The organism is Pseudomonas sp. BNK-44-b (genome assembly GCF_047456245.1).
Lineage (GTDB): Bacteria > Pseudomonadota > Gammaproteobacteria > Pseudomonadales > Pseudomonadaceae > Aquipseudomonas > Aquipseudomonas machongensis.
The window spans coordinates 4,361,290-4,380,931 of sequence record NZ_CP179908.1 but is presented as its reverse complement, the minus strand read 5'-3'; the positions used below and the strand labels follow the sequence as shown (position 1 = coordinate 4,380,931).

General features: G+C 54.5%; 13 protein-coding genes, 1 other RNA gene and 1 pseudogene. 6 read left to right on the top strand and 9 right to left on the bottom strand.

What is annotated here, in order from left to right:
• Positions 1–3 precede the first annotated feature (3 nt).
• Together drmB and drmC are read left to right on the top strand one after the other, a co-directional pair.
• Positions 4–1,803, top strand: coding sequence for a DrmB family protein (gene drmB / locus ACMGGG_RS20060; protein WP_414154279.1), 1,800 nt, complete (start codon positions 4–6; stop codon positions 1,801–1,803).
• A 13-nt stretch (positions 1,804–1,816) separates the two neighbouring features.
• The gene (gene drmC / locus ACMGGG_RS20055) at positions 1,817–2,635 is read left to right on the top strand and encodes a DISARM system phospholipase D-like protein DrmC (protein WP_414154278.1); all 819 of its coding nucleotides are present in this window, start codon (positions 1,817–1,819) and stop codon (positions 2,633–2,635) included.
• Here drmC and ACMGGG_RS20050 read toward each other — a convergent pair.
• Both ACMGGG_RS20050 and drmD read right to left on the bottom strand, forming a co-directional pair.
• Positions 2,632–6,600 carry an Eco57I restriction-modification methylase domain-containing protein gene (locus ACMGGG_RS20050; RefSeq protein WP_414154277.1) on the bottom strand — a complete coding sequence of 1,323 codons (3,969 nt, stop codon included), beginning with the start codon at positions 6,598–6,600 and terminating at the stop codon, positions 2,632–2,634. The genes drmC and ACMGGG_RS20050 overlap by 4 nt on opposite strands.
• On the bottom strand, positions 6,587–9,667 hold the full coding sequence (drmD, locus tag ACMGGG_RS20045) for a DISARM system SNF2-like helicase DrmD (protein ID WP_414155999.1): 3,081 nt from the start codon (positions 9,665–9,667) through the stop codon (positions 6,587–6,589). Before drmD ends, ACMGGG_RS20050 begins: the two co-directional genes overlap by 14 nt.
• A gap of 147 nt (positions 9,668–9,814) precedes the next feature.
• On the opposite strand from drmD, the pseudogene ACMGGG_RS20040 reads away from it, so the two are divergent.
• Positions 9,815–10,033, top strand: a pseudogene (locus ACMGGG_RS20040) (transposase); the annotation flags it as partial.
• 105 nt (positions 10,034–10,138) lie between these two features.
• On the opposite strand, the gene ACMGGG_RS20035 reads toward ACMGGG_RS20040, so the two are convergent.
• The 5 genes from ACMGGG_RS20035 to ACMGGG_RS20015 all read right to left on the bottom strand — a co-directional run bounded on the left by ACMGGG_RS20035 (position 10,139) and on the right by ACMGGG_RS20015 (position 14,569).
• Positions 10,139–10,414 (bottom strand): hypothetical protein, encoded by a 276-nt coding sequence (locus ACMGGG_RS20035; RefSeq protein ID WP_414154274.1) that lies wholly within the window; start codon positions 10,412–10,414, stop codon positions 10,139–10,141.
• On the bottom strand, positions 10,411–11,391 hold the full coding sequence (locus ACMGGG_RS20030; RefSeq protein WP_414154273.1) for an integrase domain-containing protein: 981 nt from the start codon (positions 11,389–11,391) through the stop codon (positions 10,411–10,413). The genes ACMGGG_RS20035 and ACMGGG_RS20030 overlap by 4 nt, the downstream gene beginning before the upstream one ends.
• 943 nt (positions 11,392–12,334) lie before the next feature.
• Positions 12,335–13,591 (bottom strand): integrase domain-containing protein, encoded by a 1,257-nt coding sequence (locus ACMGGG_RS20025; RefSeq protein WP_414154272.1) that lies wholly within the window; start codon positions 13,589–13,591, stop codon positions 12,335–12,337.
• A gap of 187 nt (positions 13,592–13,778) precedes the next feature.
• Positions 13,779–14,170, bottom strand: a transfer-messenger RNA (tmRNA) gene (ssrA, locus tag ACMGGG_RS20020).
• A gap of 105 nt (positions 14,171–14,275) precedes the next feature.
• Positions 14,276–14,569, bottom strand: coding sequence for a hypothetical protein (locus tag ACMGGG_RS20015; RefSeq protein ID WP_112899183.1), 294 nt, complete (start codon positions 14,567–14,569; stop codon positions 14,276–14,278).
• Positions 14,570–14,921: 352 nt separating this feature from the next.
• Here ACMGGG_RS20015 and ACMGGG_RS20010 point away from each other — a divergent pair, with 352 nt between their 5' ends.
• Genes ACMGGG_RS20010 through ACMGGG_RS20000 form a run of 3 tightly spaced genes read left to right on the top strand, consistent with a single transcriptional unit; the run spans position 14,922 to position 17,526 of the window.
• Positions 14,922–16,361, top strand: a complete 1,440-nt coding sequence (locus tag ACMGGG_RS20010; RefSeq protein WP_112899182.1) for a cytochrome ubiquinol oxidase subunit I — start codon at positions 14,922–14,924, stop codon at positions 16,359–16,361.
• A gap of 3 nt (positions 16,362–16,364) precedes the next feature.
• Entirely contained in the window at positions 16,365–17,372 is a 1,008-nt protein-coding gene (gene cydB / locus ACMGGG_RS20005) for a cytochrome d ubiquinol oxidase subunit II (protein ID WP_054894034.1), read from the top strand.
• Positions 17,373–17,385: 13 nt separating this feature from the next.
• Positions 17,386–17,526: a DUF2474 domain-containing protein gene (locus ACMGGG_RS20000; RefSeq protein WP_063546145.1), complete on the top strand. Its 141-nt coding sequence runs from the start codon at positions 17,386–17,388 to the stop codon at positions 17,524–17,526.
• Between the two features lie 168 nt (positions 17,527–17,694).
• On the opposite strand, the gene ACMGGG_RS19995 is transcribed toward ACMGGG_RS20000, so the two are convergent.
• Complete coding sequence (locus tag ACMGGG_RS19995) at positions 17,695–17,940, bottom strand: DUF3077 domain-containing protein (protein ID WP_054894036.1); 246 nt, start codon at positions 17,938–17,940, stop codon at positions 17,695–17,697.
• A 549-nt stretch (positions 17,941–18,489) separates the two neighbouring features.
• Complete coding sequence (locus ACMGGG_RS19990; RefSeq protein WP_414154271.1) at positions 18,490–19,614, bottom strand: methyltransferase; 1,125 nt, start codon at positions 19,612–19,614, stop codon at positions 18,490–18,492.
• Positions 19,615–19,642 lie beyond the last annotated feature (28 nt).

The following is a 19,642-nucleotide window of genomic DNA, read 5'->3' as shown; positions in this document are numbered from 1 at the left end:
CGGATGTCGAGGAATCGAGCTATTGGCGACGTTCGCCCAAGCCAGGTAATTACCACATTTGGTCCCGGTGCGATTGTCGATCTACAAACGCTGTCTGTGATCGTTGCAGGTATTGATGGCTGGCCTCTAGATGATGATTTAGTTATTCACGAGCCGCGCTTGCAGCGAGCTCTAAAGGTGAAGAGGTTTTTCTCTGCAAAACCTGCCGGTGGTAACTATTTCACAAAATTAGGGACTGTCCCGACATTTCTGTTTCCGCGTTATCAGGTGTGTACACATTCCGAATGTGCAACTATATCTGAGCCCAGCGAAGAACTGGTTGAATACAATGAAAGAACGCGAGAGATGGAGTGCAAAGCCCCTAACTGCAAGGGTCGAGGAAAGTTTCGTGCTCCGACGATTCCGGCGCCCTTTGTCGTTGCCTGCCCGAGTGGACATATTGACGAGTTCCCTTGGCGCGCCTATGTACACCGTAATACCGATACCAACTGCAAAAAGCGCATGCGCTTGGTCTATACCGGCACAACCGGGTCGGTAGCTGATATTTGGATTTACTGCGCTTGCGACAGCAAAAGAAGCGTCAGTGGTGCTTTTGGCGAAAGCCGTAGCCTTGCTCTGGGTGAATGCACCCGAAAGCGCCCTTGGTTAGGGATAAAAAATAAAGATCCACATGAATGTAAACATTCCACTCAGGTGCGGGCAATTCAGCGCGGCGCTACTAACGGTTGGTTCCCCTTGGTGCGTAGCGCGTTATCCATAAGAGATGCGGCTAGTCCAATTGGTCAGGCACTGAAAAAGTGTCCTCAACACCAGGTGGAAAAAATTGACTCTCAGGAAAAATTACAAGCGCTGCTGGATATGGAAATGTTCCCCGCTCTGGCAGTGTTCAAGGCTGAAGATATTTGGCAGACCTTGCTGAAAGAGCGTGGTGAAATAGAAATCGATGAGATTGATTTGCGCCTACCAGAGTGGAACGCTTTTCGCGATATCAATGGTAGTAATCAAGGCGATCACTCGGACTTTTTTCTTGAGGCTGGGGATGTTCCTGATTTTCTCGATGATAAAATCGAGCGTATTGTTCTCGCCCGTAAACTTCTTGAAGTGCGCGCGTTAACGAGCTTTACCCGTATCGATTACGCTTCCGGAATGGATGACGATGGTTTGGGAGCATCGCGTGCCCCTATTTATAAGGAACGTCAGGACTGGCTGCCAGCCGTCGAGGTGCGCGGTGAAGGTATCTTTATTGAGTTGAAGGAAGAGGCCCTGTTTGCTTGGGAGTCAGAGCCAGCTGTAGGAAGGCGAGCAGCGGCGATAGAGAAAAAATATAAAGAGTGGGCCACTGAGCGCGGTGTGGATGCCGATGATTTTCCCGGTGCCCGCTACGTACTTTTGCACAGTTTGGCCCATGTGTTAATGCGCCAAATAGCGCTGGACTGTGGTTATTCCGAGTCTTCGGTGCGCGAGCGTATATACAGCAGCTTGGATCCTGAACGTAAAATGGCCGGAATATTAATATACACCGCCAGCGCAGATTCTGAGGGTAGTTTAGGTGGTCTGGTCGATCTGGCTACCAAAGAGCGCTTCCCTAATTTGATATACAGTGCCCTGGAGAACGCCAAGCGTTGCTCATCAGATCCATTGTGTGCCGACCATCAACCGGATATACATGCAACCATCAACGGCGCTGCTTGTCACGCCTGTGTATTGGCGCCGGAGACCTCTTGCGAAGCTTTCAACCGGTTTCTCGATCGCAATTTCCTGGTGCCGACCATGGCATATGGTGATATGGCCTATTTCAAATAGATAAGGAGTAGCCTTGTCTAACAACAGGGATAAATCTGCCTATGCTCTGGCACAGGCAGTACGCGAACTGATCAATGCAGGCGCTTTCGTTGAGTTGCTTACGGCTTTGGATGCCGGAGTGTTAACTGTGCAGTCGGGCTCTGCGAGTATTGCCAAACTTGCAGCCGGACGCGGTGCGGTACAAAACGCGCTCAGCAATCTATTTAGAGTCTGGGTCGATGAATTTACAGCGCTAGATAATATGGCTTTAGCTTTGCAGCTGGCCGCGCTGAAAGAGGCCGTGTTATTAACGGAGGGCGATGCCACTCAGGCCGAAGTAGTCTGGACCGGGCCCAAAGTGGAAGGCTCCTATCTACGTGCTACACGCCAGGTGGTTCAGGATATTATTTCTGCCGCGCAGTCAGAACTCTTGGTCGTTGGTTATTGGTTGGCTGGCAAAAAGGATCATGAAGGTATCATTAAGGACATCGTAGAGCTTATGGCCCATGCTGTCACGCGGGGCGTAAAGGTCACTATGGTGCTGGATGAAGGCGAAAAAGGTTATGGTAAAAACAACCGAGATACCTTAGTCGCCCTTTGGCCCAAGGATATTGCGTTACCCAAATTGCTCACCTGGAAAATACCTGCGGGCGATAAACACCTTAAATTGCACGCTAAGGTATTGGTCGCCGACCGACATGATGCCCTGGCGACTTCGGCGAACCTTACCATGTATGCACTGGATCGAAATATAGAGATGGGTGTTAGAGCGCAAGGGAAACCCAGTGAGCAGATAGCCGTGCACTTCGATTTATTACGGCACAAGGAAGTGCTTGTGCCGTACGGTGCTTAATGAGGTTTCTGTTGCTGGCTCTCTTTGTTGAGAGTCAGCAATCTTCCTAATACTTCGTCTCGTAGTTCATCTGGCCAGCGATATCGCCAACGAATGCTTTTGCCTTCCTCTACCTCGTAATCTGGTGCGAATACGTAACTCAGCTCGAGATCATTCCATCCATAAGCTTCGAGAGTAGCCTCATCAAGCTTTTGATGAAGTCGGCGAAGCTCGAAAATTTCAGGCGAGTTTTCGTGAGGGTTGTTAAAGCGATTATAAGTTTTCGTTAGCCCTAAATTGCTAGAGATCATTAACTCTTTGCGAAAATTGAAATAATTTTCTGCCGCGGTCTGAAGCTTTTCCTCGTTTCCGATCAAGTCCGGGAAAGGGAAAGTCTCAAAGCAGTCAGATGGAGTATATACAGGATCGTCTTTCATAGTGGAGCCGAAAAATAGCGCCCACTCTTCGTGAACTCGAGAGTGCATCACGCAAAACTCTGCCATTGAATCAACTGCAAAGACGATTAGTTTTTGATCGTAGACTAAGCCGTTGGGTAGAAAAGTAAATGTGCGGTACTTGCTAGTTTGTCCGGCAACCATAACTCTACTTAGCGGTTTTATGGTCTTGTATAAACCAGGGCGCTTTTCACAATATTGCCACCAACGATTTCGGACAGCAGGACGCTTTTGCTTGTCTCTGTCTGGTTTTACTTTCTCTTTTACAATTTCGTATAAGTCATTCCACTTTTTGGCTTGGTCCTCATCCATATCACAAAAGTCGATTATATATCGATGATGCTGATGGGTAGGTGAGTCATTTACCTCTGAACCACCAATGTAGGGGAATATCCGCTCTTTGTTTTTAGGGTTGCTTTCTAGCAGTTTCCGCATTTCGGCGATAGAGCTAGTAATTCCTTTTTTGTCGGTGTCATCAAATGTAAATCCCATTCCGAGTGGGATGCTTCCTTGGAAACTTTTTCCAGCATTGGCAGGCAGTACGTAAGGATTCTCGCTGTCACCTTTGTTAAATAAGTAGGCTGTAATTATGCCAACCTGCCGATTGTCTAAGTAGACTGACTGAGGTGCTTCGCCTTTCTTGATGAATATTAAGCTCACGATCACGGCTGCTTTTCCCGGCCATGGCACTCGACGCTGAGCATTGTAAATGACCCCGCCGTTATTTACTATCCATCGTAGTCCGGTACTGCGAGTGTCACCCTGGCGAATAGTTTTTGTTGCGATCAACCCAAAGCTTCCTTCCTTTCGAAGTAGGTTGAATGCTCGTCGGAAAAAATGGGCAACTAGATCGGAGTTTCCATGAGACTCTCTATGCACCATTTTTATCCAGTCAGCGAAATATTCGCGAGTTCCTTCGATGGTAGTATTTTTGCCAGCAAATGGAGGGTTTCCAACAAACGCATCAAAGCCACCATTCTCTCGATGAAAAACCTCCGGGAACTCCAGCTCCCAGCAGAAAGGAATAATTGGTTTTTCGCCATTGCTAAGTCTGTGAATTACTTTCTCTACTTCTACTTTTGCTTTTTCATCATGATCCAAACGCTCAAGCCAATATCGGTACTCGATGAGTTTGGCTTCGCGCTGTTTTGTATTGGTGCCGTCAAAAAAAGCTGCAATCGCTAGGGTTGCCTTCTTCCGGATATTAGCAAGGGCCTGTTCTGCTATGCAATTTTCCTTTTCTTTATTTACGAAATCATGATCGGCAATATTATGAATCGCCTCGCGGTGCTTTTCTGCTTCTTCCACTTCCTGATCAGGTTGATTTGCAAATAGCGGGCCGAGGGCGTCGCAGGCCGGCTTCCAAGTAAATTTTCGGATTTGCTCTGGCGTGAGACCAACTAGAGAGTTGCCATGCTTAAGCGCATGGTCCACAAAAGTAAAGGGGCGGTTGGTCGAGAGTGTACTCAGCCAAAGAGAGAGCTTGGCCATCTCCACCGCAAGTCGGTTCATATCCACACCGTAAACGCAGCGCTCAGCTATATAACGACGAGCAAATACAACTCGCTCCTCACGAGATTCCGGCATCAGGTTTTCGCTGGCTTCACCCTGCGAAGGTGCGCCAAATGGCATAGTTAGAATAGTGTTGGGGTGATCGGCGGTCACCCTTTCCCACGCGTCGACCAAACGTTCGGACAGATAGCGTGTGGCCTGTACCAAAAACGCACCAGAACCCATTGCAGGGTCGCAGACTTTAAGGGCCAAGATTTCCCGTGGTGTTTTGATCAGCCTTGGCTCGACCAATAAACCAGGTTTATCCTCCACATTTACATAAACTTGGTGTTCCAGCGTCCGCCGCACAACTGGCTCGGTCAGTATCGGTGGCGTATAGTGAGCGCCACTCGAGCGTCGGTCTTGACCATGAGTTACGTAAAGACCGCCGGGGCGCACCACGCCCAATGGTCTCAAAAAGCGTTCAACCGGTTTTGCGTACGCCAGTAGCTCGGCATCATCCGTCCCTAGGTTTGCTAGGGCATGTTGCTCTTCGTTGCGCTCTAATACCTTCTTGATAGTGCCAGTAGTCTTGCTAGTGTGCTCGGCAATCGCTTTAATCAACGCGGATTCAGTTAGGCTTGAAAACTTGCTGGCATTTACCGGTTCAGGCTCTGTTATCTTCGATCCTCCCTGTAAAAGTAGCAGCGTTTGGTTGATGGGGGCTCTAGCAACTCGGCGATCCAGCAAACCTTCGTACATATGACCAATTTGTTCTACGGCAAGGGTACGATAGCTAACCAGCAAGCGTACGCCATCGGCTTTGGCATATTTGAGGCTGCGCAGAATATCGCGAATTACCGAATCTTTGACCTTAGGTGGTTCCGGCGCTTCGCTTGGCCATTCACCATTCCTTGCCCGTCCATCCAGTAGTGGGTATCGCTCCGGGTCGAACAAGTGGCCGCCATGGGCAGCGATGGGAATATCTGGGTCGACACTGCCGTCGTGTAAAAGACGAGCACTGGCCAATAGTCGTGCATATGCAGCGTAGGAATGCATCAGTTTTTCAGGCGCTAAGCGACGGGTTTCTTCCAGCTCGGTCAGCAAGTGCAATACGCCATAAGCTCGGTCGTAAGTAACGTTACCGTGCGGTAGCATGCCGTTTTCTTCGGCATAGAGTGTAAACAACAAACGCATGATAAAGGCGACGCAGGATTCAAATACTTCTGCTTCGCTATAGTCATGCAGATACCGGCCACCGAATTCTGCATCGATTCTGTCCAGCTCATGTACCAAAGCTTGTAGAGCTTCGCGTACTTGATTGCCCAGTTGATCTGCCACATCTAGTTGTCGCTGGCGGCTTTGCTTAATGAGCTCGAGGATCACTTGATCTCGTGGTCCCGCAAAGAAACGGGACTCCCCAAGCAGATCTTTGAACGCTGCTAGTGTAATCGGATCGTCGTTCCAAGTTTGAACCGTCCAGGTCATCCATGACGTGGTTTCTGACGGCGAGGCCACTACCAGACGCCAAGCTTCGCCATTCGTTAGCAGGCCAATCTCGACACTTGTCTCGCGTAGTAAGCGCTCGAACTTAGTCGTAGGTGATGCTTTCCAGCGGCCTTTGGCCTGAACCCAAGGCTTATCCAAGGATTGCTCGCGAGGTACCTCAAGGACCAACATCACCGCGCGGTCGTCATCTAGTAAAACACGCGTTGGGCGCAAGTTTTCTTGATGTTCGTTAAGGTACAGCACTTTATCGGCAGGAATGGCTGCGCCGACTTGCCAGTAGTCCTTGTCTTTCAGACCAAGAAATTCTTCTAGGATAAAGTTGATCCAGAAGGTCTGGCCGTTACTTTCAACCATGCCTTTGGGCAGATTCCAAATTTCACGCTGTTTTTTAAAGTTTGAAATTTCTCTCTTATCTAGTGAGCGGAAATTGCCAGCGGTAGCCAAAACTGGCTCACTTAAAACCACCCCAGTAACTTCAACGCTGGAAAGCCAGCGATGCTGGCGATTTGCGATACGTTTATTGGTGGCCATTTGTTGCCCCCTTAGGGAGAATAACTTCAAGAGCAACCGGGTACATTTTTTTGTCTATCACTCTATACAGGTCTCGCTGGCGTTTTGGCTCGGTTTCTCGCTCTTTTCTAAGCTGTTCGAGCCTGCGCTGCAGAGCAAGGAAGTCCTGCTCTCGCTGGTCTTGTTCATCTTCATCAAATGCGAATTGCATTTGCATATCCGCAGATCGGGTTTGCCAATCCTTGATGGACTTGTTGATCGCGGTAATTCGCTCCGTAGCCAGGCTTAGAGCGTGTTTGCGTGCCACCTCACCGCGTTCATTCAGGGTGGATACTAATGATTGTAATTCAATTTCAGCAGTTGTAGAAAGTTCTTTCGCTATCCCATTAATGAGCGGTGAAATCAGTGCTCGAACTTTTTCTGTGTCACCTATGAAGCAGGTAGCATTTCTCGGTCTGGTCAACTCTTGCTTGATAATATTGTTGCCTTGAACCAAGATTGAACAGCGAACTAACCCTTCATGGAGGCGATTATGCTCTGGCCCAAGTAATACCAAGCGCCCCCAGGCGATAACGGTCGGCGCTGAAATTTCAGTCGATTCAGTGATAGCCACTCGCTTTAAGCGGTTTTGCGTAGTTTGCCCCCCCCACATCTGAATGCGAAAGGCAGACGTAGCCCGTCGCATCAGTGGGTGATCGAGGTGAACGATACCTACATTATCATCTCTCATCGTTTTTTTGCGATTGAATGAAAGACGCTTTTGCACGTAGTGGGAACTTACGTAGGCTTTGCATTCAGTCCAAGCTGTCGGTACGCGAGTTAATAAAAACTCGTCATTGCCCAGTTCTTTGACCGATTCAGCACAATCCTCCAGGCTCAACGCCTGACGGAGTAGATTGAGCTGATTGCTCTCTGAAATATCAAGTGCACTGCGCGCTCGGTTGAGGGCTCCTACCATTTGTGCAACGCTTTCATTTTCGTGAGCATCTAGCTCCATCTCTTCTCGGGCAAGTCTTCTGCGAGCATCGTCATCAATGGCAGCAAGGCTTACAGTCTGCCCCAAGGCTCTTTTACGGACACTGTCAGCGATTAAAGTTCCAACGCTACCCAAGTCATTTCTAATGGTTTCAACTTTGTCGACGATGTGTTTTAAAAACTCTGAGTCTTCTTGGTTTTTAAACACAAAGTGATGGATTCTTACCTCATCTGCTTTTTGTCCGTGACGGTCTACTCGACCATTGCGTTGTTCCAATCGGATTGGGTTCCAAGGTATCTCATAGTGAATGAGATTGCGACAGTGCCTCTGAAAATCTGCACCCTCTGATGCCGCGTCAGTCGCTAGTAAAATGCGGGCGCTAGTTTCATTGTCTGGTGCTTGAAATTCATCATTTATTCTCTGTCGATCGCTATCGTTCATGCCGCCGCTAATTATTTTTGTGGCATCAAGAAAGCCATGCTTTTCCAGAATCCTTTCTAGATAGTTAAGAGTGTGCTTGTATTCCGTGAAAATAATGACACGCTCACCACTCCATTGGCCATCAACGCGAAGATTTTTTTCGATCCATGCTACCAGGGCCGCTGCCTTGCTGTCTTCTTTTATAGAGAAGTGAGATACTTGGTTATTGACAATTTCAAACATGCGCTTGAGCATGTCCTTCTCTTGTGGGGTTAGCTCAGTAATTAATTTAGATGCAGCGCTAGTGGCTGCCTCCAAGTTGCTCTCTTTTTCTTCGTCATCGCTCCAGTCTTCTGATTCTTTTTGCTCGAAGCTGTTAAATAACGATTCGCCAATATTGAGCTCGTCTCTAATTCCAGCATTTTCTGCATGGACAATAAGACTTTCGCGCAGAGCGAGAGGAGAGGACAAGGCGCGCTTTTTCAATAACGTCAGGATGAACTGTAGTGGTCGTTCAGAACGTTGATCAGCTGAGGCCAACCTGCTTTCGGTGTAAGCATTCAAGAGGTCGAACAGGTTCTGCTCTTGGCAGGGCAGGGTAACATATAACTGAGGGTCCGATTTTTCATTGCGAGGTAAGATCGCCCGCTTTGGAAAACGTGGTGAACCATCCGGATTTACTATGTCTTGCTTCAGTCGACGAATAGTAACGGCAGAAAGCTGTGCTTTATCCAGTTCAGTGCCACGAGAGAAACGAAGATTATCCAAGATTTCTAATAGGCCAGTAAAACTTTCACGATAGCCGTTGTGTGGCGTAGCGGTGAGGAACATTTTGTGTTCAAATTGTTCTGATATGGAACGTAACAGTGAGGTGCGTTCTGAATCACGCACATACTGTTTTCTGCCAGACGGCGCCGCATTATGGGCTTCATCGAGGATCAACAAATCCCAGGGCCGGTGGTTAGGGCTTTCTAGAAGCCTCCGTCGGGTAAACTCATCAAATAAGCGACGAGGATGCTCAGTTTTTAGGTAGTCAATTGAAGTCACGATTCGAGGGAAGCTGGCCCAGGGATTAATACTAGGTCCATACTCCTTCCGCATTTTTAAAACCGAGTCTCGGTCGATTATCTTGAATTCTAGTCCGAACTTTTCAGCCATCTCGTCAACCCATTTTATTTTTAGGTGTGCAGGGCAAACGATCAGTACACGACTTGCTCTATGGCTATGTATCAGTTCTTGGGTCACCAAGCCTGCCTCAATAGTTTTACCCAGGCCAACATCATCTGCTAATAAGAGTCTAACTCTTGGCATATGAGTCGCACGGATAACAGGAGCTAGCTGGTATTCCTCCATCTGCACACCACCACGGAAGGGGGCTTGTAGTATGTCGCCGACAGCCAACGAACTCGCTCGCCACTGCAGAGAACGGATGAAGGCATCAAAGAGTTCGGGATCGTCGTGACCTGTAATTTTGGGTAGTGAGGTCGATTCGACAAAAGCAGGCGCAATTTCTCGCTCCCAAATCACTTGGATGTTCTCGCCAAGCGCATCATCGCTTAGGCATTCGAGTGAGACCCGATGTATGGCCTGTTTTGCTTCTGTTTTCGTTTTGCTTACGGCGGTTACCGCCCAAATTTTGTGGCGCAATCTGACAATCTGCCCTTGCTCCGGGGCTGACCCTATCTCAGGCATACATTTCTATCCGTATTTTTGAGTGCGTAGATAGGTATGATTATATCTTTAACTCTAGGCTCTGTAGGAATGCTGAGAAACCCAATCACCGCCCCTGACCGCTGAGATTTTGTAGCGTCCCCACCATCAATGGAACGGAATTCTGTGCTGGCAAAGCGTCAAAGGTTGTCGGATGGAGCCTGGAATGTGTTTTCCGATCCCTTCACCGAAACCAATGGCCGGGGCGGCCTCGCATAAGCGACCGGCTCATTTTCGATGACGTGCTCTGGATGCTCTGCTCTGGTGCCGTGTGGCGAGATATGCCAGTACGCTTTGATCCAGTGGTCAACGGTGTATGAACGGTTTCGGGGTTGGCGAATCCAGGGGCAGGCTTCGGCTAGGTGTCGAGTACCACTCCTCCTTCACGAATTAACGTAATTGGTTGTTCAGTTCATTTTTTAATGCTGGTGGCCATCAAACTCAGATATTCACTCAGAGGGTGAACACCCAAGATTTTTCGAGACGACGAGCGAGTAGCCGCATGGTCAGGACGTAGTAATACCGCGTTGCGTCACTGTGTTTGTCTAGGCGACTATCGAGAAACCAGGTGAGGTGCTTTCTTCGCCAAGCCCAGGGGTTCTCTCGTTGCCAGCGCTCTGCAATTTCAGCCGTGATAGTCACCGCCTGCCGCAAGTGGCGCTGCCGCGTTGCGTACGATCCCGTCAGCACCGCAGCCAAGAACAGTTCCATATCGAATGGCTTACTCATATGCGTCCTCCAATGTAGGCCGCGACCACATCGATCCGACCGTGCCCCAACTCATAGCTGATTTGCCTTCGAGCCTCACGATCTAGGTTCCTATCTGCCTGGCAACATTGGCCGCCGTTGATAGGCGCGGGGTGTTGGGTGATCTGCTCATAGCGTTCACATGCATACGCCGCTCGTAGCTCATGAAAGCCTTTGAGCTGGTGTGCATGCAGGACGTCCCGCGCTGGGCGGATGATTTCCTGCAGGACATTCAGATAGCTTTCGTCTGGCGCAATCAGGTTGCGGCTACTCGCAGGCGACACCTGCCGTGCAAACCCAAGTGCGTCTCGAACATGGTGGTCCACCGCAATCCATCGTGGCGCTGAGGCGCCGGCTCGGCCGCCTTTGGTGCCATCCTGGATGTTGATCCTGCCTAGGTCGTTAGCCTCACGGCTCAGCCGTGGCAAGTCGGCTAGGATGGCCTCACGCAAGCGCATGCCGGTGGATCGCGCCAACAGAACGATTGCAGCGGCCCGTAGCTGATGATCGCGGCAAAGCACATCGACAATCTGCTTAACCTGTTTGCGGTCTTGGCCCTGTGGCACCGAGTGTCGAACTCCGCTGCGCTGCATACCCAACGCCTTGCTCGGACTTGGCAGTTTCACATGCTGATCACCACGAAGCGCTGCCATGGTCCTGTTAACGCTGGATAATCGGTTTTGCGCGGTGCTGACGGCGAGATCACCGCGCTTAACAATGTCGCGCAGATACGCCGCGTAGTCGGCCAATACCTTTCGATCAATCTGTCGCGCATCATTGATTCCGGGCCCCTGTTCGGAGCGGCACCACTTCACGAATGCCAACCATCGATCACTGTGTGCCTTGACCGTGCCGTAGTGGCCGCCGCCGAACATGTCCTTAAGCGCCTGCGGCCCTGCGTAGCTCAATTGTCTGCCGTAACCGAAATTGCGGCCATCGCGTCTACCCACCAATGCCATGTCAGTCACCTCATCTAACGTTCTCCGATCCTCGCCCCACGTCATCCCGCCAAGAGTGCTGAGTGTTATCAGGGATCAAGGCCCCTGCGACCTGTGGGGATGTCCTTTAACGCGGGACTGGCGGCTCCTTACGACCGGGAGCAAGGGCATCTCATGATCTGGCCTCCTGAGCACCGTTACCGGTGGGCGGGGGGAGGCTGCGTTGGCTGACGAAACCAGCGCCGCGAGATTCTGAGCCGGGTGAACTCAGCGATGCGATGACCGGGGCATGCCTGACTGTCAGTCAGGTGCAGTCCATTCCTTGGTCTGCGGCACCATCATCTACATCGCTGTTGCTGGTGACATCGGCGTTTGTCACGCCGATTGTCACAAGTGAAGTTGCCGCAAAGCCAAATGCGATGAGGGCTGCAGCAGTGTTAGACGCGCCCGTCTCTTTCCACAGAAAGAGACGGGCACAGGTTGGCGCAAGATTCGGCCAAGCGGATAGGTTGCTGCAGGGCAGCGAGGTACGGAGTATCTGGCGCACGAGCGCCATATGTGTAAGAGCATCCATCACATGGGTAGTGACCGGGCGAGCTGCCGGATGCGAATCGCCCTTGGGGAGAACCACCGCCAGAGCGGCGTGACCTTTAAGGCTCGAGTCACCTGGGGTGCTGTCATCGACAGCGCTTGCACGGCCAGTTCTACGCCTGTGGATAAACCCGGTCAAGGTTCGAATTCAGCGCCACTTTGGACTTTAAGAGCGGTTATCCACCGGTGGAATTCCGTGGTAAATCCTGGACAATGTGGTCGCTTTTAGCTCTTCAAAGTGAGGTCCTTCCAAACAGGGCGGCTTTGCAGCCCTGTTTGGAAGGACCCGTGCTAAGAAGCGGATGAGCGAGGCTGCTTGCCCCGAATCTTGAGCGTTCAGTTGTTGCTGCTGCCGTTCTTGCGCCGTACAGAACTAGCGAATCGGCACCACGTTCTTGTCTCTGACTTGGCCGTAGGCTGAGGCAAGCAGGCTGCCGGTGGCGGCCTTCCGGATGTACTCACTCCACCAAGCCATCATCGGACGCCGGCGCTCGATGTAGTCGGCCCGGTTGTAAGCGCTGCGCACCTCATCCTTGTCGACATGCGCCAGTGCGACCTCAATGAGTTCGGGGTCCCACCCATGTTCATTCAAGATGGTGCTGGCCATCGAGCGCATACCGTGGCTGACCAACCGATCCTGGAATCCCATGCGTTTCAACGCCATGTTGGCCGTCTGGCTATTGGCGTGGGTGCGCGGATTTCTGTCTGCCGGGAAGACGTATTCGCGATGGCCGCTGTGAGTCTTCAGTGACTCCAGCAGTGCTACAGCGTGATCACTCAACGGAATGCTGTGCGGGCGGCGCTTTTTCATCCGCTCTGCTGGGATAGTCCAGACACGCCTTTCAAAGTCGATGTCTGCCCAGCGAGTAGTTGCCGCCTCGGCGGGGCGAGTCATTGTGTGTAACTGCCATTCGATCAGGCAGCGGGTGGTGCGTTTGATGCTGGCGTTCGCGATCTCCAGCATGAGCTCGGGGAGCTCTTCGGGCGGAAGCGCAGCCATGTTCTCTTTCTTGGGCTTCTTGAATACTGCCCTGATGCCGGTGAGCGGGTTGGCGAAGATCAGGCCGGAGTTGACGCCGTAGGTCATGATCTCGTTTAGCCGCTGGCTGAGACGCTTGACCGTTTCCAGGCTGCCTTTCGCTTCGATTGGACGAAGCAATGCGATCACCATCGGCGCGGTGATTTTCGTCAGTGGTGTTGTCCTCAATTCTGGGAATACATGCAGCGTGAGCGACCGCCAAATGTCCTCGGCGTAGGCCGGGGTCACCGAGTCTTTCTTGAGCTCGAACCAGGCGGTAGCCACGTTCTCGAAAGTGTGTTCAGTCTCAGCGCGCTTGGCTTCATTCAGCGTGTTGCGCTGCACCTTCGGATCGATGCCTTGGGCGAGCAGCTCGCGGGCATCTACTGCCATCTTTCGTGCGTTCGCCAGTGACAGTTCGGGGTAGGTCCCGAAGCCAATGTTGATGCGCTTCTTGGTCACCGGTTCGCGGTAGTTAAAATTCCACAGCAACGAGCCGTTGCTGCGTACGCGTAGCTGTAAACCGTCACCGTCTGTGAGGACGTAATCCTTGGACGCGGGTTTGACTCCCTTGAGCTGTCGATCGGAGAGGCGGAGGTTTTGAGCAGGCATGAGATTGTCCTCAAGCACTGATTCGGTATTCCAAAGATTAGCACCGGGTGAGCTGGAATACCGCCTGGAATACCCGAATGGCTGGAACTCAAAAACTCTTGAAAGACCGCAAAAGCGCTGGAGGCCGCGTATTTACTGGCTTTCAGGCACAAAAAAAGACGTCCGTGGACGTCTTTGTTTGATCATTTGGTGGAGCCGGGGGGATTTGAACCCCCGTCCGCCAGTACTCCGCTGTCGGTACTACATGCTTAGCCGTGTCTATTGAGTTAATCCGCAGCCGCCCGACGGGCAGGGTGCTTTGGACGAGTTGGGTAAGTTTTAGTCGCTTTGCCCCCAACGTGCTACACGACGATCCTGTTCTGTATGACAATCACTTCGGGTTTACAGGCATCCCCTAGTGATTGCTGGAGCCGAAGCTACCAGGAGAGCGGGCTCAGCTGCTTACGCAGCGAGAGCGTAGCCCTCGTAGTTTTCGTCATTGGCAACTATAGAAAGTTGCAACAGTGGATTTACGAGTTCTGTTACCAACTCGGCATGCACCTAGAGTTTCGCTACCGGCGTCGAATCCTGATCGGCCCCACACTCAGCTCTAGCTGACGTATCTCTCGACACGTGCCGCCGAGTATACGCCTTTGCACGGGCGGCGTCGACTGCTGGTGCCGCCGCCCGTTGCAACAGAGGGGCTCAGGCGCCACTGCCGCCGGCCGAGCCGCTGCCTTTCTCGGTCTTTTCCAGGCGCTCCAGCACCTTGCTGGTGATGGCGATGCACTCCTTGGTGTCGCCGCTGGCCTGGGCGGCCTTGGCTTTGTCGACATGCTCGGTGAGTGCCTTGTCCAGGCCTTCGGACGTGGCGCCGGCGGTAGCCATGCTGTCGTCGATCTTCTGCAGGTTGATCGCGCACAGGTCATCGGCGGCGAATACAGGCGAGGCCAGCAGGGTGGCGGCCGCGAAGAGGGCGGAAAGCGCTGTACCTTTCATGGGTGTCTCCTGGTGAAGGCCTCTGGAAGGTGGGCCTGAAGGGTGGACTGTGGCCATTGGCCAAGGGTTCCATCGGGTTGATCGGGCGATCCACCAAACCCGTCGCGAGTAAAGAGGGTGAGGCAACCGGTCACGCGGCAAACAACCACACAGCCTGCCCTGGCATTCGGGACTATGCTTCCCAACAGTCGTTGATTTGGATCAATCGTTCCAGATGAAACGAGTTGGCCGCCTGGCCAGAATCCCTGCGATCGAACAGAACAATTCGACAACAGCGCACTCGATTACCGTGGGGGCAGTGAGCGCGAGGGTCACGAGCCCGAACGCCCGGATTACCTGAAGAGGAAGCACTATGTTCGGTTTAGAGGCCTTGGAGCTCGCCCGAATCCAGTTTGCGTTTACCGTATCCTTCCACATCCTGTTCCCGGCCATCACCATTGGTCTGGCGAGCTACCTGGCGGTCCTCGAGGGCCTCTGGCTGAAGACCCACGACAATGTCTACCGCGACCTCTACCAATTCTGGTCGAAGATCTTTGCCGTCAACTTCGGCATGGGGGTGGTCTCGGGGCTGGTCATGGCCTATCAGTTCGGCACCAACTGGAGCCGTTTCTCCGATTTTGCCGGGGCTGTTACCGGGCCGTTGCTGACCTACGAAGTGCTCACCGCCTTCTTCCTCGAGGCGGGTTTCCTCGGGGTCATGCTGTTCGGCTGGAACCGCGTGGGGCGGGGGCTGCACTTCTTCGCCACGGTGATGGTGGCGCTCGGCACGCTGGTGTCGACCTTCTGGATCCTTGCCTCCAACAGCTGGATGCAGACGCCCCAGGGCCACGAGATCATCGATGGCCGGGTGGTGCCGGTCGACTGGCTGATGGTCATCTTCAACCCCTCGTTCCCCTACCGCCTGATGCACATGGCCACCGCTGCGTTCGTGGCCACGGCGTTCTTCGTCGGTGCCTCGGCGGCCTGGCATCTGCTGCGTGGGCGGGATAATCCGGCGGTGCGCAAGATGCTGTCGATGGCCATGTGGATGGCGCTGATTGTCACGCCGATCCAGGCGGTGATCGGTGACTTCCATGGCCTGAACACGCTCAAGCATCAGCCGGTGAAGATCGCCGCCATCGAGGGTCACTGGGAGAACAAGCCCGGCGAGCCGACGCCGCTGATCCTGTTCGGCATCCCCGACATGAAGGCCGAGACCACGCGCTTCAAGGTAGAGATTCCAGCGTTGGGCAGCCTGATCCTGACCCACAGCCTGGACAAGCAAGTGCCGGCGATGAAGGAGTTTCCGCCTGAAGACCGGCCGAATTCGACCATCGTGTTCTGGTCGTTCCGGGTCATGGTCGGGCTGGGCTTCCTGATGATCTTCGTCGGCCTGTGGAGCCTGTGGCTGCGCAAGCGCGGCACGCTCTACACCTCGCGGCCGTTCCTCCACCTCACGCTGTGGATGGGGCCGTCGGGGTTGATTGCGATTCTTGCGGGCTGGTTCACCACCGAGATCGGTCGTCAGCCGTGGGTGGTGTATGGGCTGATGCGCACGGCGGACGGGGTGTCGAACCACAGCTACGGGCAGCTCGGCTTCACCCTGGTGATGTTCGTGGTGGTGTACTTCGCGCTGTTCGGTACCGGTCTGGGCTACATGATGCGCCTGGTACGCAAAGGGCCGCACACCGGGGAGGGTGACGCACAGCCGCCGGGCGGTCCGGGGCAGAAACGCACGCCAGCGCGGCCGTTGTCGGCTGCCGACGATGGTGGTGCGGACCACGATACTGCCAGCCTGAACAAGGGGAACTGAGCCATGGGTATCGATCTTCCGCTGATCTGGGCCGTGATCATCATCTTCGGGGTGATGATGTACGTGGTCATGGATGGCTTCGACCTGGGAATCGGCATGCTCTTCCCCTTCGTCAAGGGCGAGCGTGACCGTGATGTGATGATGAACACCGTCGCCCCGGTGTGGGACGGCAACGAGACCTGGCTGGTGCTGGGCGGGGCGGGGCTGTTCGGGGCTTTCCCGATGGCCTATTCGGTGGTGCTCGAGGCGCTGTACCTGCCGCTGATCCTGATGTTGGTGGGCCTGATCTTCCGTGGCGTGGCCTTCGAGTTCCGCTTCAAGGCCAAGGACGACAAGCGCCACCTGTGGGACAAGGCGTTCATCTGGGGTTCGCTGGTGGCCACTTTCTTCCAGGGCGTGGCGCTGGGGGCCTTCATCGAGGGCTTCAAGGTGGTAGACCGCCACTACGCTGGTGGCGCATTTGACTGGCTGACGCCGTTCAGCATCTACAGCGGCCTGGGGCTGATCGTGGCCTACACGCTGCTGGGTTGCACCTGGCTGATCATGAAGACCGAAGGGCCGCTGCAGAAGCAGATGCACGACCTGGCGCGCCCGTTGGCGCTGGTGCTGCTGGTGGTGATCGGCATCGTCAGCCTGTGGACGCCGCTGGCTTATCCACAGATCGCCGATCGCTGGTTCAGCATGCCCAACCTGATCTGGTTCATGCCGGTACCGGTGTTGGTGCTGGTGACCTTCTATGGGTTGCTCAAGGCGGTGGCGCGCAACGCCAACTACACGCCGTTCCTGCTGACCTTGGTGCTGATCTTCCTGGGCTACAGCGGGTTGGGTATCAGCCTGTGGCCGAACATCATTCCGCCGTCGATCTCGATCTGGGATGCCGCTGCGCCAGCGCAGAGTCAGGGCTTCATGCTGGTGGGGACGCTGTTCATCCTGCCGTTCATCCTGGGGTACACCTTCTGGAGCTACTACGTGTTCCGCGGCAAGGTGACCCACGACGATGGCTACCACTAGGGAGTGCCGGGCGATGGATATCGAGGAGAAGAAACCGTTGTGGCAGCGCCTGGGCTGGCTGGTGCTGATCTGGGCGCTGAGTGTCGCGGCGCTGGGGATCGTGGCCTATGGCATGCGCATGTTCATGAGTGCGGCGGGGTTGAGTACGCATTGAGCCGGGTAGGAGCACCTTCCTGGTTCAAAATCTAAAGGCCAGCCCAGCCCTTGTGGGAGCGGGCTGGTCCCGCGATCACCGGCGCAGCCGGTGCCAGAGACCGCAGTGTCTTTTTCGCGGGACCAGTCGGGACGCAGAACCGCCGCTCTCACAGAGGTCACGTCCGGTTTAATGGACGCTGTTGCGGGCGATTTCCAGATCGTTCAGCAGGCCTTTGGCCAGTGCGCTGAGGTAATGCAGTGCTGTGATGGAGGCCGGGGCGGCCTGTTCCTGGTCGCTCAGGTCGCGAATGCAGCCCAGCAATACCGAAACTTCCTCCAGCACCCGCTCCGGTGACAGGCCGGGTTGCACGCGGAACATGTCCAGGAAGCTTGCGACGCCTGCGGTGGTGTAGTCGTTGGGGTGATCACTCATGCTAGAGCCCTCGCATTAGCGGGGCTGGGGATGAAGCGGGGTGGGTCGGGGACGATCTTTTTCATGGCGAATATCCAGTATCGATAGATGAAACCGCCGTTCATCCTTCTCACCAGATGAGGGTGGCAGCCGCGTATGGGGTGAGAAAACCGAGGATACTGGAACCCGGCCAGACCGAAGTCTGCCCATACACGGCCGCCATGACTGCAAGCCTGGGTCAATATCGTTCGGGTTTCTCACGCCCGGTCGCCAACTCGACGTCCCAGCGACGGTATCCCTGAGACATTTCCCCGACAATCAAGACGCTTCCGCAAAATGCGTAGGATAGTTCTCAGGAAGATTTGCTTGAAGCTGGCAGGCTGCAGATTCAGAAACGTCCTATCCGGCCCTGCATTTTTTTTGTGGGAGCGGGCTTGCCCGCGAAAAGGACACTGCGGTGCATGGCACCGGCTTCGCCGGTGATCGCGGGACAAGTCGGGACGCCGAACCGCCGCTCCCACAGGGATTGGGCTGGTCTTCAGATTTTGAGCAAGACAGTTGGCCCTACGATCACTTGCGCGCCTTGAGCACCACGAACTTCGGCGTCGCCGCGACCTGCTCCACACCGCGGAACAACCGCGACAGCTTGCTGTGATAGCCCAGGTGGCGATTGCCGACGATGTACAGCGCGCCGCCGACCACCAGCGCCTCCCGAGCCTGCTGGAACATGCGCCAGGCGAGGAAGTCGCCGACCACCTGCTGCTGGTGGAATGGCGGGTTGCACAGCACCACATCCAGCGACTGCTTCTGCTGCCCGGCCAGGCCATCATCGGCGCGAATGTCCACCGCGCGATCGCCCAGTGCCGCCTGCCAATTTTCCCGCGCCGATTGCACGGCCATGTACGACTCGTCCACCAGGGTGTAGTGCGCATCGGGGTTGACCTGTGCACTGGCGATGGCCAGCACGCCATTGCCGCATCCCAGGTCGGCGACGCGGGCGCTGCCGAGGTTGCGCGGCAGGTGCGGGAGGAAAGCGCGGGTGCCGATGTCCAGGCCTTCGCGGCAGAACACGTTGGCATGGTTGATCAGCTCCAGCGCGGGGCTGTCCAGGCGGTAGCGGGTGGGGTAGGGCGAGGTGGCGACAGGGCGCTCGCCGACCGTGGCGATCAACAGGCGTGCCTTTTTCTGCGCAAGCGACGCCTGGACCGGGCCGATGTACTGCTCCATCAGGTCGCCGGCGGCGCGGGGCAGGTGCTTGATCATCGCCCCGGCGATCACTTCGGCGCCGGGCGCCAGCTTGCCTTGCAGGCGGATCAGTTGTTCCTCGAGCAATGCGAGGGTCTTGGGCACGCGAATCAGCACACGGTCGAACGGCCCTTGCCAATGCTCGCTGGAGGGTATGAAGGGCACCGCGTCGTAGGGTTTGCTATTGCGCGCGAGGTTTTTTTCCAGGGCCAGGTGGGCCAGGTGGGAGTCGCCGCTGCTGGTCACCTGCACATGGCCGGCGAGGCTGGCCGCCAGGGCGCCGAAGCTGTCGTTGAGGATCAGCACGCGACACGTGGTTTGCGGTGCCTGGGCTGCCAAGTGGCTCAGCAGGTACTCGTCGGCAGCGTCGAAGGCTTGCAGGGGGTCGTTGTTCTGCTCCGGTTGACGGATCAGGTCGAGTTCGGCGAATGGGCTGGTCAGCAGGGGCATGGGGGAACGGGCTCGATGCGGCTTTGCC

Coding starts and splice junctions, on each gene's coding strand:
- ACMGGG_RS20030 (WP_414154273.1), bottom strand. CDS start 11,391: ATGGCATTGGTGGGTAGACGCGATGGCCGCAATTTCGGTTACGGCAGA.
- drmD (WP_414155999.1), bottom strand. CDS start 9,667: ATGCCTGAGATAGGGTCAGCCCCGGAGCAAGGGCAGATTGTCAGATTG.
- ACMGGG_RS20000 (WP_063546145.1), top strand. CDS start 17,386: ATGGATATCGAGGAGAAGAAACCGTTGTGGCAGCGCCTGGGCTGGCTG.
- ACMGGG_RS20010 (WP_112899182.1), top strand. CDS start 14,922: ATGTTCGGTTTAGAGGCCTTGGAGCTCGCCCGAATCCAGTTTGCGTTT.
- ACMGGG_RS19990 (WP_414154271.1), bottom strand. CDS start 19,614: ATGCCCCTGCTGACCAGCCCATTCGCCGAACTCGACCTGATCCGTCAA.
- cydB (WP_054894034.1), top strand. CDS start 16,365: ATGGGTATCGATCTTCCGCTGATCTGGGCCGTGATCATCATCTTCGGG.
- ACMGGG_RS19995 (WP_054894036.1), bottom strand. CDS start 17,940: ATGAGTGATCACCCCAACGACTACACCACCGCAGGCGTCGCAAGCTTC.
- ACMGGG_RS20035 (WP_414154274.1), bottom strand. CDS start 10,414: ATGAGTAAGCCATTCGATATGGAACTGTTCTTGGCTGCGGTGCTGACG.
- ACMGGG_RS20015 (WP_112899183.1), bottom strand. CDS start 14,569: ATGAAAGGTACAGCGCTTTCCGCCCTCTTCGCGGCCGCCACCCTGCTG.
- ACMGGG_RS20050 (WP_414154277.1), bottom strand. CDS start 6,600: ATGGCCACCAATAAACGTATCGCAAATCGCCAGCATCGCTGGCTTTCC.
- ACMGGG_RS20025 (WP_414154272.1), bottom strand. CDS start 13,591: ATGCCTGCTCAAAACCTCCGCCTCTCCGATCGACAGCTCAAGGGAGTC.
- drmB (WP_414154279.1), top strand. CDS start 4: ATGTCGAGGAATCGAGCTATTGGCGACGTTCGCCCAAGCCAGGTAATT.